This window comes from Tessaracoccus coleopterorum (genome assembly GCF_011174705.1).
In the GTDB taxonomy this organism is placed as follows: domain Bacteria; phylum Actinomycetota; class Actinomycetes; order Propionibacteriales; family Propionibacteriaceae; genus Arachnia; species Arachnia coleopterorum.
Genome location: NZ_JAANIJ010000001.1, coordinates 2,522,836 through 2,536,064, shown reverse-complemented (window position 1 = coordinate 2,536,064; position 13,229 = coordinate 2,522,836). Strand labels below are relative to the sequence as shown.

Annotated in this window: 11 protein-coding genes and 7 pseudogenes; 2 read left to right on the top strand and 16 right to left on the bottom strand. The window is 69.5% G+C overall.

What is annotated here, in order from left to right:
• Positions 1 to 43: 43 nt before the first annotated feature.
• The 16 genes and pseudogenes from ccsB to G7085_RS35340 form a co-directional block, all read right to left on the bottom strand.
• Positions 44 to 953: pseudogene (gene ccsB, locus G7085_RS16275) on the bottom strand (c-type cytochrome biogenesis protein CcsB).
• The gene (gene resB, locus G7085_RS16270; protein ID WP_231980580.1) at positions 950 to 2,428 is read right to left on the bottom strand and encodes a cytochrome c biogenesis protein ResB; all 1,479 of its coding nucleotides are present in this window, start codon (positions 2,426 to 2,428) and stop codon (positions 950 to 952) included. Before resB ends, ccsB begins: the two are co-directional and overlap by 4 nt.
• Before the next feature lie 56 nt (positions 2,429 to 2,484).
• Positions 2,485 to 3,193 (bottom strand): annotated as a pseudogene (locus G7085_RS16265) (cytochrome c biogenesis CcdA family protein).
• Between the two features lie 44 nt (positions 3,194 to 3,237).
• Positions 3,238 to 3,806 (bottom strand): annotated as a pseudogene (locus G7085_RS27065) (TlpA family protein disulfide reductase).
• Positions 3,803 to 4,432 carry a histidine phosphatase family protein gene (locus G7085_RS16255; RefSeq protein ID WP_197512927.1) on the bottom strand — a complete coding sequence of 210 codons (630 nt, stop codon included), beginning with the start codon at positions 4,430 to 4,432 and terminating at the stop codon, positions 3,803 to 3,805. Before G7085_RS16255 ends, G7085_RS27065 begins: the two are co-directional and overlap by 4 nt.
• 45 nt (positions 4,433 to 4,477) lie before the next feature.
• Positions 4,478 to 4,648, bottom strand: a complete 171-nt coding sequence (locus tag G7085_RS16250) for a hypothetical protein (protein ID WP_197511754.1) — start codon at positions 4,646 to 4,648, stop codon at positions 4,478 to 4,480.
• On the bottom strand, positions 4,645 to 5,526 hold the full coding sequence (locus G7085_RS16245) for a uroporphyrinogen-III synthase (RefSeq protein ID WP_197511753.1): 882 nt from the start codon (positions 5,524 to 5,526) through the stop codon (positions 4,645 to 4,647). Before G7085_RS16245 ends, G7085_RS16250 begins: the two co-directional genes overlap by 4 nt.
• Positions 5,451 to 6,053 carry an SAM-dependent methyltransferase gene (locus tag G7085_RS16240; protein ID WP_197511752.1) on the bottom strand — a complete coding sequence of 201 codons (603 nt, stop codon included), beginning with the start codon at positions 6,051 to 6,053 and terminating at the stop codon, positions 5,451 to 5,453. Before G7085_RS16240 ends, G7085_RS16245 begins: the two co-directional genes overlap by 76 nt.
• Before the next feature lie 60 nt (positions 6,054 to 6,113).
• Positions 6,114 to 6,275 (bottom strand): glutaredoxin family protein, encoded by a 162-nt coding sequence (locus G7085_RS16235; protein WP_197511751.1) that lies wholly within the window; start codon positions 6,273 to 6,275, stop codon positions 6,114 to 6,116.
• Between the two features lie 96 nt (positions 6,276 to 6,371).
• Entirely contained in the window at positions 6,372 to 6,473 is a 102-nt protein-coding gene (locus G7085_RS16230; protein WP_042842924.1) for a 30S ribosomal protein bS22, read from the bottom strand.
• Positions 6,474 to 6,612: 139 nt separating this feature from the next.
• A complete protein-coding gene (proC, locus tag G7085_RS16225; protein ID WP_197511750.1) occupies positions 6,613 to 7,404 on the bottom strand; it encodes a pyrroline-5-carboxylate reductase in 792 nt (263 codons plus the stop codon).
• Positions 7,401 to 8,427: pseudogene (locus G7085_RS30850) on the bottom strand (aspartate-semialdehyde dehydrogenase). The gene proC and the pseudogene G7085_RS30850 overlap by 4 nt, the downstream one beginning before the upstream one ends.
• A 114-nt stretch (positions 8,428 to 8,541) precedes the next feature.
• The gene (locus tag G7085_RS16215) at positions 8,542 to 9,270 is read right to left on the bottom strand and encodes a CPBP family intramembrane glutamic endopeptidase (RefSeq protein WP_231980577.1); all 729 of its coding nucleotides are present in this window, start codon (positions 9,268 to 9,270) and stop codon (positions 8,542 to 8,544) included.
• Positions 9,152 to 9,850, bottom strand: a complete 699-nt coding sequence (locus tag G7085_RS27050) for a hypothetical protein (RefSeq protein WP_231979614.1) — start codon at positions 9,848 to 9,850, stop codon at positions 9,152 to 9,154. Before G7085_RS27050 ends, G7085_RS16215 begins: the two co-directional genes overlap by 119 nt.
• An 8-nt stretch (positions 9,851 to 9,858) precedes the next feature.
• Positions 9,859 to 10,059, bottom strand: coding sequence for a hypothetical protein (locus tag G7085_RS16210; protein ID WP_197511748.1), 201 nt, complete (start codon positions 10,057 to 10,059; stop codon positions 9,859 to 9,861).
• 172 nt (positions 10,060 to 10,231) lie between these two features.
• Positions 10,232 to 11,015, bottom strand: a pseudogene (locus G7085_RS35340) (sugar phosphate isomerase/epimerase family protein).
• 112 nt (positions 11,016 to 11,127) lie between these two features.
• Here G7085_RS35340 and G7085_RS16200 point away from each other — a divergent pair.
• Both G7085_RS16200 and radA read left to right on the top strand, forming a co-directional pair.
• Positions 11,128 to 11,765, top strand: a pseudogene (locus tag G7085_RS16200) (VOC family protein).
• Positions 11,766 to 11,860: 95 nt separating this feature from the next.
• Positions 11,861 to 13,222, top strand: a pseudogene (gene radA, locus G7085_RS16195) (DNA repair protein RadA); the annotation flags it as partial.
• Positions 13,223 to 13,229: the final 7 nt, after the last annotated feature.

Below are 13,229 nucleotides of genomic sequence, written 5' to 3'. Positions count from 1 at the left end.
TAGAGTCGGACCAGCCAGTCGGGCCCTCGTCGGCCGCCACGGCCTAGATCCCGGCGTACGAATGCAGCCCGCTGAAGAGCAGGTTGACGCCGATGAAGTTGAACCAGAAGGCCACCATGCCGATGATCGAGATGATCGCGACGGGACGCCCGCGCCACCCCGCGGTCGCCCGGGCGTGCAGGTAGGCGACGTAGATGATCCAGGTGATGAACGACCAGGTCTCCTTCGGATCCCAGTTCCAGAACCGGCCCCACGCGTACTGGGCCCAGATCGATCCCGCGACGATGGTGAAGGTCCAGAGCGGCACCGCGAATGCGATCAACCGGTAGGAGATGAGGTCGAGACGCTTGGCGGTCGGCAGCTTGGCGAGGTAGCCCGTCAGCCCGGTGCCTGCCGCCTCGGCCCTGCGTTGGGCTGAGTCGCGGACCAGGAAGAGCACCGAGGTGATGGCGGCGATGTTGAACGCCGCCCCGGAGATGCAGGCCGCCACGATGTGGATCACGAACCAGACGCTGTGCAGGGCCGGGACCAGAGGCGCGACATCGACGTAGAAGGCTGTCACGGCCACGCCGAGGCCGACGGTGAACAGCAGGTTCGCGCCGAGGCCGAGCCACCGCATCCCGAACCGGTAGGCACACACCAGGTACAGCAGCACCCGAACGCGAGCGCGGCCGTCACGAACTCGTACATGTTGCCCCACGGGGCGCGACCTGCGGCGACCCCGCGCAACACGACGCCTCCGATGTGGAGGAGGCGCCGATCGTCGTCACGAAGAGCCCCAGTCGTCCGAAGAAGTCCACCCGGGTGCGGGCCACGTCCTCGAGGCCGTCCCCGGGTCGCTCCGCCGCGAGCCCTCTCGCCGCGGACCATTCGAGGGCGCAGAGCGCGAAGGCAACGAGGTAGGCGACGGCCGCGGCCACCATGGAGGTGTACGACCATTCGGACAGCGTCATGCGGTCTGCTCCTCATCGCTTCCGGGCTCCCGTGGGGCCGGTCCTGTCGTGGCGGCCAGCAGGCCCGCCACCTGGTCTTCGAGGCCCGACGCTGCGTCGGTCCTGTCGAGACCGCCCACTGTAGCCACCCCGTCTGTGATCCGCACGAACAGGCGGCGGGGACGGACGAACAGGCTCACGCACAGCCCGGCCACTCCGAGCGCGATCGAGATCAGCGTCAGCAGGTTGCCGGGGGTGTCACTGATCTGGATCTTGACCCAACGGTCCCACCCGTCGAAGGTTATCGAGCCGAGCCCGTCGGGCAGCGTCATCCCGCCACCGACGGGGAGCGCGGCGCGAAGCGGTTCGCCGTTGTCGCCCTTCACCTGATCGAGGCCGGTGGTGTTGAGGGTGTAGACCGACTCGGGCACTCCGGTTTCCTCCCGCGGCTCGCCGCTCCACGCGTTCAGGTAGACCTCGGGATTGAGCGCGTCGGGAAACACGGACTGCGGGCCCATCTCGTTCAGCACCGCGGTCGGGTAGAAGAACGCCTCGAAGGCGAGCCGCTGCGGACGCGCGTCCGGCACCTTGACGACGCCGACCGAGGCGAAGTTGCCGTCCTGCGGGAGGAACACCACCGGCCCACTGAACGCGACATCGCCGTTGCCGTCCTTGACGGTGAACGAGGGCGCGTATCCGTGGCCCAGCAGGTTGACCTGGGTTCCGCCGGAGGTGAACACCGGCTCGTTGACGGTCATCAGTTCGTCGCGCTGGCCTGAGGCGTCCTCGACTGTGACGTCGGCATCGAAGCGGCGGGCCGCCCCGCGCTGAACCTCGCCGGTCTCGAACTCGGCGGTGAAGCTGTTGACGTCGACGGAGAAGGGTTCGAGCCGGTCCGTGTCGAGCAGCACCCCGGATGTGAAGTCGTCGTACTGGGTGATGACGTTGGAGAAGCCCCGCCCCTCCACGACGACCGCCGTGCCGTGGAACCCGAGCAGGTTCGACCAGGCGAGCCCCAGCAGCACTGCCACGAGCGAGATGTGGAAGACGAGGTTGCCACCTTCCCGCAGGTGGCCCCGTTCGGCACTGATGCCTGCTCCGGTCCTGCGGATCCGGTAGCGCTGCGACCTGAGGTACGCCTCCGCGTCGTCGAGCGCGATGAGCGCGTCACGGGACAGGGCGACCTGCGCCGATTCGGGCAGCCGCTCGATGCGTGCGGGGAGGCTGGGCGGCGGCTTGCGGACCGCGCGCAGATACTTGCCGATCCGCGGCAGGATGCAGCCGATCAGCGAGATGAACAGCAGCAGGTAGATGGCCGAGAACCCTGCCGACGTGTAGACGCTGTACATGCCGAGCGGCTCGAACACCTTGTCGAGGGTGGGGTAGGCCTTCTTGAAGTCGAGCACCTTGATCGGCGACACGGTGGTCTGCGGGATCATCGAACCGGGGATGGTGGCCAGCGCGAGCAGGAACAGCAGCGCGAGCGCGGTGCGCATGCTCGTCAGTTGCCCCCACGCCCAGCGCAGGAACTGCGCCACCGGGTTACCGCCGCTCACAGGATGGTTCCGAACTCTGCCGCCCACTGTCGCAGGACCTCCATCAATCTGTCCCACAGCCCAGTCACCATCGCGAGGCCCACCAGCATCATGGCGATGCCCCGACTCGTTGGATGCCCCGCTGGTGGCGCTTCAGCCAGTCGAGCCGCGGCGCAAACGCGGAGAACGCGAGCGCCAGCACGAGCAGCGGAAGCCCGATGCCGAGCGCATAGGCAAACGCGAGGACGCCCCCCGCACCGCCGACCCCTCGTTGAGCGCGAGGGTGAGGACGACGGAGAGGGCAGGCCCGATGCACGGCGTCCAGCCGAGACCGAACACCATTCCGAGCAGGGGCGATGCCCACACTCCGAGCCGTGGGGCGACGTTCGGTCGCCAGCCCGACGGCATCGGCAGCCAGCCCGCGAAGGCGGCGCCGAGTGCCATGATCACGAAGCCGAGCACCACTGTGATGAGGCGCGCGTTGGTCAGGAGCGCCGCCCCGAGCCCACCGATCACGGCACCCGTGACCACGAAGATCACGGAGAAGCCGAGGATGAAGCCGAGGGTGCCGCCGACGAGCAGCCGCCTCGAGCCCGACCCGTCGGCGATCTCGGCGGTGCCGAGGCCGGAGGCGTAGCTGAGGTAGCCGGGCAGGAGCGGCAGCACACAGGGAGACGCGAAGGAGACGATGCCCGCCAGCATGGCGACCGGCACCGCCACCAGCATCGACGATGTGAGGGCGTCGCTCGCCCAGCCCTCGAGCAGCAACATCAGGAACCGGCCCTGACGTCGTCGACCACACCGATGAGCGTCCGCGCGTCGACGGCGCCGAGGATGCGGGCGGCGACCCGGCCCTCGGCATCGATCACGACGGTGCTGGGGATGGCCTTCGGGGGAAGCTGCCCGAACCCGAGGAGGAGCTTTCCGTCGGGGTCGTAGATGCTGTCGTATCCGACCCCGAAGCTGCGCTCGAACGCGCGCGCGGGAGCGACATCGTTCTCCCGGGTGTTCACGCCGAGGAACACCACCTCGTCACCGAGTTCCTGCGAGGCGTTGACGAGTTCCGGGGCCTCCTTGCGGCAGGGCGCGCACCAGGATCCCCAGACGTTGACGACGATGATGCTGCCGGCGTGGTCCTCGGTCGAGGCCTCGCCGCCGTCGATCGTGGGCCCTGCGAGCACCGGAGCGGCCTCCCGCTGGTCGGCGGGCACGATCGTGACGGTGCCGTCGCCCCGACAAACCCGACGGCATCGCCCGCCTGGGAACCGCCACCGGCATCACCGGAGCAGCCGGCGAGCAGCAGCACCCCCGCCGCCAGCGCAGCGGTGAGGCGCCTCACGTGCCGACCTTGAACTTGCGCTTCGAGGTGGTGGGGAGCAGGTCGGCCACGGGTTCGGCGTAGTCGATGCCGGTGATGACGCCGTCGCGCAGGGTGAAACTGGTCACGGAGCACAGGGTGCACTCACGGCGGCGCGGGTCGTGCACGTACGATCGGCCCTCCGCCGCGCGGCGGGCGATCCAGATGGGCAGTTGATGGCTGACGATGAGCGCCTGCCCTCCGGGGCCCGCGGCCACGGCGGCCTCGCTGATCGCGGCCTGCATCCGGGCCGCCACCTCGGTGTAAGGCTCGCCCCAGGACGGGCGGAAGGGGTTGCGCATGTGCCAGAACATCCGCGGGTCGCGCAGCGCGGCATTGTTCCTGCCGAACACCATGCCCTCGAAGCGGTTGTCCGCCTCGATGACGCGGGAGTCGGGGACGATCACGAGGCCGGGATGGCGGGCCGCGGTGGGCGCCATGGTCTCCTGCGCCCGCTGCAGCGGCGAACAGCGCAGATGGGTCAGTGGCACGTCGGCCCAGTAGCTTCCCATCCGCTCGGCCATCTCACGGCCGAGCACCGAGAGCCCGAAGCCGGGCAGCCTCCCGTACAGGACGCCACCGGGGTTCTCCACCTGGCCGTGCCGCATGACGTGCACGATGCTCGTATCTTCCACGCCACTCACCCTATTCGGCTATCCCGTCGGTTCAACAACCTTGCGTCGCTTGCGTCGTTTGCGCTGAGACGGCTTGGTGGTGGGGAGCCCGGCGGCGAGCTGGTCGGCGCGACGACGGTCGGCGAACCGGGCAAGGCCCTCGGCGACGGACTCGAAGGTCGGGGTGTCCGCGACGACGTCGACCCTCATGCCGTGCATCTCGCAGGCCGCCGCGGTGGCGGGCCGATCGCGGCGACGACGGTGGCCGCATGGGGCTTGCCTGCGATGCCGATCATGTTGCGTACGGCGGTCGCCGAGGTGAACAGGACGGCGTCGAACATGCCGGTCTTGATGTCGTCACGCACCTCTGCCGGTGGCGGGGCGGCGCGGACGGTGCGGTAGGCGGTGACCTCCTCGACATCCCAGCCGAGCCGGCTGAGGCCGACGAGCAGCGGCTCGACCGCGACGTCTGCGCTCGGCACGAGGACGCGGTTGAGCGGGTCGATCAGGTCGTCGTAGGCCGGGAACTCGTTGGCGAGGGCGCCGGTGGTGTTCTCGACGATGGGGGTGAGGTCGGGCACGAGCCCCAGCCGGGCGAGCGCCTCGGTGGTGCCGCTGCCGACGGCGGCGAGGCTGATGCCGGACAGCGCGCGGGAGTCGAGTCCGTACTCCGTCAGCCGCTCCGAGATGGCGGCGACAGCGTGCGGCGAGGTGAACACGAGCCACAGGTAGCGGCCGTCGACGAGCCCGCGGACCGCCTTCTCCATGGCCTGCTCGGTACGGGGCGGCTCGATGGACATGGTGGCCACGATCTCACTGGTGGCGCCGTAGTGGTCGAGTTCGTCGACGAGCGACGTGAGGTCGTCCTTGGTGCGCGGCACGATGACGCGCCAGTCGAACAGCGGCTTGCCCTCGAACCAGGAGAACCTGCTGCGGTGCTTCTCGTCGATGCCGGGGCCGACGATGAAGAAGCGTTCCTCGTCCGTGGAGTCGTCGATCTCCGACCAGACGGTCAGGTCGCTGACCTGGGCCGTGGTGCCCATCCGCTCCATGGAGAGGACGGCACCGTCGGCGCCGAAGCGCTCCACGGCGACCCGGGCCAGTGCGGCAGCCTGGTCGCCCGGACGCGGATGACCAGCGTCTCAGCCGTCGGCCACTTCCCGATCTCGGGCACGTCCAGGGTCGCATCGAGGGCCGCGAAGGTGGCCGATGCGGTGACGGCACCGTAGGAGAGCGCGGCGCTCCAGCGGTTGACGCCGGGCACGACGTTCGCGTGCAGGCCGGCCTCGCCGAGCACTTCCGCGAGCACCGAGTCGGCGTCGGCGTCGGTGAAGTAGTCACCCCGGTGCAGCCGCACGACCTTGAGCCCCTGCGCGATCGAGCGGAGGATGAGGGAGGTGTCCTCGTCGCCCTTCGACACGCGGATCTGCGCATGGGCGCTGACCAGCGACGTGACGTGCTCGACGTCCATCTCCTGGTCGATGACGATGACGTCTGCGAACCTGAGGGCTCGGCTGCCGGAGAGCGTCAGGAGCCCCAGGTCACCGGGCCCGGACCCGACGAACGTGACGGACCCGCTGGTCGATTCGAACTCAGGCGGGGATGCCGGGGACATCGGATGCAAAGACTCGGTCACAGGATTCCGTTCAGTGGTGCGCCAGCAGCCAGTCGTCGGTCATGGATCGGGGGTGCCGTTGGCGAGGGCAGCGCGCAGTGCGACCTCATCGACGAACCAGTAGCCGAGCAGTTCCTGATCGACGAAGGTAACCGGCACATGGTCGGTGTACTTCGCCCGTAACTGCTCGTCGGTGTCGACGTCGATCGCGCGCCAGCCCACCCGAGTTCCCCACAGGTCGCTCTGACCACCGACTCGGCCTCCCACAGAGGTGGCAGCCGACCCGGGTCAGAACGAGGACCCGCGGGGCTTGGTGCACTACTTGCCGGCGCGGCGGCGCTGGATACGCGTGCGCTTCAGCAGCTTGCGGTGCTTCTTCTTCGCCATCCGCTTGCGGCGCTTCTTGATAACAGAACCCACTGTGTGCCTTTCATCGCCGAGGCTGCGCCCCGGATGTTCGTGGTGACCAGCATTGCTGGTCAGAAACCAAATCTTAACGCGCACGCCGGTGAACCGACAATTGTGCGCAGGAGCAGACCGTTGGTGGACGCCTCGGCGTTCACTCTGCGGCCATCTCCGCGCTGCGCACGCTGCACCGCTCGACGGCATCGAGGAACGCCGCGCGCACCCCGTGGTCGTCGAGCGCGCGGAGCGCCGCCGCGGTGGTGCCCTTGGGCGAGGTGACCATCTCCCTCAGCACGGTCGCCGACCTACCGGAGTCGGCGAGCATGGCCGCGGATCCGACGAAGGTCTGGTTGACCAGCGTAGTCGCCTCGGCCCGGGTGAGGCCCTGATGCACGCCCGCCTCGATCATCGCCTCCGCGATGTAGAACAGGTAGGCAGGGCCGGAGCCGGACAGCGCGGTGAGGGCGTCGAGGTGCGCTTCATCGGTGACGATGGACGATCCGACGGCATCCATCAGGGCGGACACGCGCGCCACCTGCTCCCGGTCGGCGGAGGCGCCGGGGACGACCCCGGCCATGCCCTTGCCCACGAGCGCAGGGGTGTTCGGCATCACGCGGATCACCGGTGCCCCTGGGAGCGCCGACTCGAGCCGGGCGAGCGTCACACCGGCGGCGATGGACACGACGAGGGTGCCGTCGGCGAGTACCTCGGCGAGCGCAGTGAGCACTTCGCCCATCTGGTACGGCTTGACCGCCAGCACGACAGTGTCGGCCGCACCGGCCGCGGCGAGGTCGATCCCGCTCACGCCGTGGCGTTCCTCGAGTTCCGTCACGCGCTCGGCGGAGGCATCGACGACGCCCACCTCGGACGCCGGGACTCCCGATTCGATCCAGCCGGCGAGCAGAGCCTCCCCCATCGCGCCCGCACCGACAACCGCGATCCTCATCGGACCAGCAGCTCCGCGATCTGGATCGCGTTGAGGGCGGCACCCTTGCGTAGGTTGTCGTTGCTGATGAACAGCACGAGACCCTTCTCACCCTCGACCGAGCGATCCTGGCGGATCCGCCCGACGAACGACGGGTCGGCACCTGCCGCCATCAGCGGGGTCGGCACGTCGACAAGTTCGACGCCGGGTGCTGCGGCCAGCACCTCTCGGGCCTGCTCGGGTGTGATGTCGCGATCGAAGCGGGCGTGCACGCTCAGCGAGTGGCCGGAGAACACGGGCACCCGCACGCAGGTGCCCGCGACCAGCAGGTCGGGAAGGTGGAGGATGCGGCGCGACTCGTTGCGCAGCTTCTTCTCCTCGTCCGTCTCACCCTCGCCGTCGTCGACGAGGCTCCCCGCGAGGGCGACCACGTTGTAGGCGATGGGGGCCACGTAGGGGCGGTGTCGGCGGGCCGGAAGGCGGAACCGTCGTGGGCGAGGACGCGCGGGTCTTCGATCTCGCCGATCTGGTTGGCGAGCGCCTCGACGCCCTTCAGCCCGGAGCCGGAGACGGCCTGGAAGGTGGTGATCTGCATGGCCACGAGGCCCGCAGCGTCGTGCAGTGCCTTGATGACCGGCATCGCCGCCATCGTGGTGCAGTTCGGGTTGGCGATGATGCCGAGTTCGGCGGCCGCGACATCACCGGGGTTGACCTCGGAGACGATCAGCGGCACCCGGGGTCCATCCGCCAGGCGCTGGAGTTGTCGACGACGGTCGCACCCGCCGCGGCGACCTTCTCGGCGTACTCCTTCGAAGCCGAACCTCCCGCAGAGAAGATCGCGACGTCGAGGCCCGAAAAGTCGGCGGTCGCGATGTCCTCGACCACCACCTCCGTGTCACGCCACGGCAGCTTCTTTCCGGCCGACCGCGCCGAGGCGAAGTAGCGGATCTGGTCAACGGGATAGTTGCGCTCCTCCAGGAGGCGACGCATAACGCCGCCGACCTGTCCGGTCGCGCCAAAGAGTCCAACACGCATGGCCCCGATTCTAGGCCGAACGGCCGACAGGGGCGTTCACCGTCCCAGCGGAGCGCGAACAGGCCCGCAACCACCGGGAGGCCCGCCACGCGGGTTGTGGTCCCGGGTCAGGGGTCGGCCGGCTCAGCGTCCGATCAGCGACATGAGCCAGGGCAGCAGCGGCGCCCCGAGGAAGGAGAAGATGTCGAGCAGCGAATGCGTCACCACCAACGGCATCACCCGGCCCTTCAGCACCTTCAGGAAGAGCCAACCGAAAACCAGGCCCATCACGAGGTTGCCGATGAAGCCACCGAAGCCCTGGTACAGGTGGTAGCCGCCCCGGATGACGGCGCTGACCACGACGATCACCCACATCCGGCCGCCGCCCTGCGCCCATCGGGTGAAGAGGTAGCCGATCATCACGACCTCCTCGAGCACCCCGTTCATCACGGCCCGCAGGATGAGCACCGTGACGTTCCACGCCGTGAACTGGAGGCCGGACGTGTTGATCTGGGTGTTGATCCCGATGGCGACGGCGAACAGGTAGAACGCGAGGCCGAGGGTGCCGATGCCCGCGAAGATGGCAAACCCCTGCAGGAGGTCCCTGCCCGGGCGCCTCAGATCGAAGCCCATCACCCGGAACGGACCCTCGGCGGGGCGGTACACCGTGGCGAGGAGGTAGAGGCACAACGCGACGGGCATCAACGGCAGTACGAGGTTGGCCACCTGGTACATCGCATCGAGCCACGGCCGGTCAGGGGTCTGGGCCGGGTTGATGGTGGTCGTCTGGTCCGAGAGCCGTGGGCCACGGGTCAGCTTGTCGATGATGCTCAGCACCGAGTAGATCGCCGAGCGCCCGAGCGACAGGAGCAGCACGATGGCCATCTCGACGCCGAACAGCCTCAGCGCCGGCCGTGTCGAGCCCTCCGCTGCGGTCACCGCTTGTCCCCACGGCCCTGAGGTAGCTGAACAGCGTCCGCGGTCGGGCCGCGATCCGCGTGGTGAGGTACTCGAACCAGGCGGGGCCGAACGGCAGGTAGGTGCGCGAGCGGCACCCGACGTCGGCGAGCCTGCGCTGCTCGAGCGGGCGCACGCCGTAGAACATCTGGAACTCGAACCCGGCCACCGCGTTGCGGGCGGCCAGATCCTGCGTGATGTCGATGATCGTCGGGTCGTGGGACGCGACCATGGCGTACCCGCCGCCCTCCATCACCCGGCGGATGCAGCGCACCAGCGCCTTGGACTTGTCCCGCTCCGAGCGGTATCCGGCGCCCCGCGCCACGGGATAGGAACCGATGCAGAGGCGCAGCCGGGCGCCGTCGGCCGCCAGGGCCGACGCGTCGCGCTCGGTCCGCCGGATGTCCGCGGGCAGGGTGAGCCCGAGGTCGGGGTGGGCGGCGCGGGCCCCGCTCCACAGCCTCAACGTCTTGTCGTACAGCTCGAGCCCCTGCATCTCGAGGGTCACGTGGGCCCCTTGGAGCGCGCGGTCGCGCAGAGATCCTCAAGCCGCGCCGCCGCGCTGGCCTCGTCGGAACGCAACCCGAGGGACGACGGTTTGACGGAGATCTCGGCGCCATCGGCCAGGCTCCCGAGCAACCCGACCGCGGTCTGCAGCGCCCCCGGAGTCTCCAGTTCGTCGTCGGAGCGCGGCAGGTACGCCAACGAGGCGAGCAGCCCTGACGGTGCAGCTTCGCGGCGACCTGGACCATCTCGGCCGCGTCGCGGCCCGCGACGTAGCCCTTGGCGAACTCCTCGGCGACGCCGCTGTTCATGGCGGCCTGCTGCACGGACCGCGACCGGATCACCCGGCGCGCGGCCGTGTTGATTGTCGACATCAACTCCGCGCCACCAGCCCTGCCGCGAAGGCCTTGCGGATCCCCTCCAGCGATTCTCCGAGGAGCGACTCGCGCTCGTGCCGCGAGCGGGCCCGCCGCGACGACACCTCAAGCACGATGTGCCCCTCGAAACCGGTGCGGGCGAGGTATTCGACGACCTCCCACGCGGCCTGGTCACCCTCACCCGGCATCAGGTGCTCGTCCTTGAAGGAGCCGCGGCCGTCCGTCAGGTGCACATGGGCCAGGCGCGTCCCCCAGGCGTGGATGAGGTCGAGCGACTGGCGCTGCGAGGTCGACGCGTGCGACAGGTCGAGGGTCAGATGGTCGTAGTCGTATGCCGTGGGGTCCCAGCCGGGCAGGTACGCCTGGAAGTGCCTACCGGGGTGCGCCATGGGTACATGTTCTCGACGGCGTACTTCACGGTGCCCGCGGCGTTCAGCTCCTTGATGCCCGCCACGAAGCCGGCGCCGTAGTCGCGCTGCCAGCGGAACGGCGGATGGACGACGACCACGTCGCCGCCGAGCCGGAGCGCGGCCTCACCCGAACGACGGAGCTTGTCCAGGAGTCCGACCCCCAGGTCGACTGGGTGACCAGCAACGTGGGCGCATGCACCGAGAGAACGGGCACGCCGTGGTACCCCGCCAGTTTCTCCACCGAGTCGATGTCGGTCGACAACGCATCGACACCGACCATCAGCTCGATGCCGTCGAACCCGAGGTCTGCGGCCAGCTCGAACGCGCTGGTGGACGCCTCAGGGAAGACCGAGGTGGTCGAGAGAAGGATCTTCGAGCGTGACACGCCATCCACCCTACCCGCGGGCCGCGTTCGGAGGGCGCAGTTCGCTTCCGCATCCGTCCGATTTCGCGGCTGGGCGTCCTGGGGCGACAATGGCCACATGCACGTCGACCATCTGATTTTCGCGACCGGTCCGGACGGCCTCAAGACAGAGGCGGCCCGCCTCGCCGACGCGCTCGGCACGGAGTACAAGGACGGCGGGTTCCACCCGCGGTTCGGCACGCGTAACCACATCATTCCCCTCACCGATGCCCGCTACATCGAGGTGGTCGAGGTCCTCGACCACCCGGCGGCCGACAAGGCCGCCTTCGGCCAGGCCGTGCGGGCCCGCTCCAACATGGGTGGCGGCTGGCTCGGCTGGGTGGTGAGCGTCCCCGACATCGCCCCCTTCGAGCTGCGCCTCGAGCGCTCAGCGGTCCCGGGCTCCCGCCTGTTCCCCGACGGCCGCAGGCTCGAATGGGTCCAGATCGGCATCCGTGGGTTGATCGCCGACCCGCAGCTGCCCTACTTCCTGGAGTGGAAGTCGGACGACTCGCTGCGCCCCGCCGCGCTCCCAGGTGACGTCTCCGTCGACTCGATCCAGATCTCCGGCTCGGCCGACCGGCTCTCCGAGTGGCTCGGCACCGAGGTGGGCGCCGAGCTCGACGGCGTCGAGCTCGACCTGGTGGCCCCCGCGGCACCCCCGGCATCAACAGCGTCACGTTCCGTAACGCGGCCGGTGAGCCCGTCACCATCTGATCGACCACACCGAACGCGGAGGCGGCCCGGACACCTGGTGTCCGGGCCGCCTCCGCGTTCCGCCGGTGTCGGTGCCGTCGCATAGGCTCTCGCATGTGGCTAAGAAGCAGGACACGTACGCGTGCACGGAGTGCGGCTGGACCTCGATCAGGTGGGTCGGGCGCTGCGGCGAGTGCCAGGCCTGGGGCACCGTCGTCGAGCGGAGCGCCCCCAACTGAAGTCGGTCGCTGCCCTGGTGCCCGCCGACAAGGCGGTGCCCATCTCGAAGGTGCCAACGGACAAGGCAGTCCGTCGGCCCACGACGATCGCCGAACTCGACCGGGTGCTCGGCGACGGCGTGGTGCCGGGCGCCGTCATCCTGCTCGCCGGCGAGCCCGGCGTCGGCAAGTCGACACTTCTGCTCGACGTGGCCGCCAAGTGGGCACGCTCCGGGCAGACCACCTTGTACATCTCCGGTGAAGAGTCCGCCTCGCAGGTGCGGCTACGCGCCGAACGCACCGGCGCGATGGACGACAGGCTGTTCCTGGCCTCCGAGAACGATCTCGGCACGGTGCTCGGACACATCGAGGCCGTCGGGCCGACGCTGCTGGTGGTCGACTCGGTCCAGACGATCTCCGCCTCGGAGGCCGACGGCGCCGCTGGCGGGCCCAGCCAGGTGCGCGAGGTGACCGGCGCGTTGGCCCGGGTGGCCAAGCGGGAGGGCATGGCGGTGATCGTCGTGGGGCACGTCACGAAGGAGGGCTCGATCGCAGGCCCGCGCACGCTCGAGCACCTCGTCGACGTGGTGCTGACGTTCGAGGGCGACCGGCACTCCGGCTTCCGGATGGTGCGCGCCACCAAGAACCGCTTCGGCCCGGCCGATGAGGTGGGCTGCTTCGAGATGAGCGAGAGCGGCATCGTCGAGGTGCCCGACCCTTCGGGCCTTTTCACGACCCCGCACTCCGGGCCGGTGCCAGGCACGTGCGTGACGGTCACCCTAGAGGGCCGCCGCCCGCTGCTCGCCGAGATCCAGGCGCTGGTGGCGACAGCGCCCAACCCGAGCTCCCCGAGGCGCACCACCCATGGCCTCGACAACTCCCGGATCTCGATGGTGCTGGCCGTGTTGGAGCGCAAGGTGGGTTTGAAGGTCTCGAACGCCGACGTATACGTCTCCACCGTGGGCGGCGCCCGCATCACGGATCCGTCGGTGGACCTCGCGGTTGCCGTGGCTGTGGCGTCGGCGGGCTGGATTGGCAACCCACCGACCGGGTTGCCGTACTGGGCGAGGTGGGCCTCGCGGGCGACCTGCGCCGGGTGCCCGGCGTGGAGCACAGGCTCGCGGAGGCCGCCAGGCTGGGCATCAACCGGGCCATTGTGCCGCGCGGTTCACGCGACGTGACCGTGAAGGTGCCCGCCTGGGCGGGATGCAGGTGCTGGAGGTCGGTTCGCTGATCGACGCCCTCGATGCGCTCGGCATGTACGACA

Bases quoted from the DNA above. Each gene is read 5' to 3' on its own strand.
- resB (WP_231980580.1), bottom strand. From the start codon at position 2,428: ATGCGCACCGCGCTCGCGCTGCTGTTCCTGCTCGCGCTGGCCACCATC.
- G7085_RS16255 (WP_197512927.1), bottom strand. From the start codon at position 4,432: ATGCGGCACGGCCAGGTGGAGAACCCCGGTGGCGTCCTGTACGGGAGG.
- G7085_RS16250 (WP_197511754.1), bottom strand. From the start codon at position 4,648: ATGAGGGTCGACGTCGTCGCGGACACCCCGACCTTCGAGTCCGTCGCC.
- G7085_RS16240 (WP_197511752.1), bottom strand. From the start codon at position 6,053: ATGTCCCCGGCATCCCCGCCTGAGTTCGAATCGACCAGCGGGTCCGTC.
- proC (WP_197511750.1), bottom strand. From the start codon at position 7,404: ATGAGGATCGCGGTTGTCGGTGCGGGCGCGATGGGGGAGGCTCTGCTC.
- G7085_RS27050 (WP_231979614.1), bottom strand. From the start codon at position 9,850: ATGCAGGGGCTCGAGCTGTACGACAAGACGTTGAGGCTGTGGAGCGGG.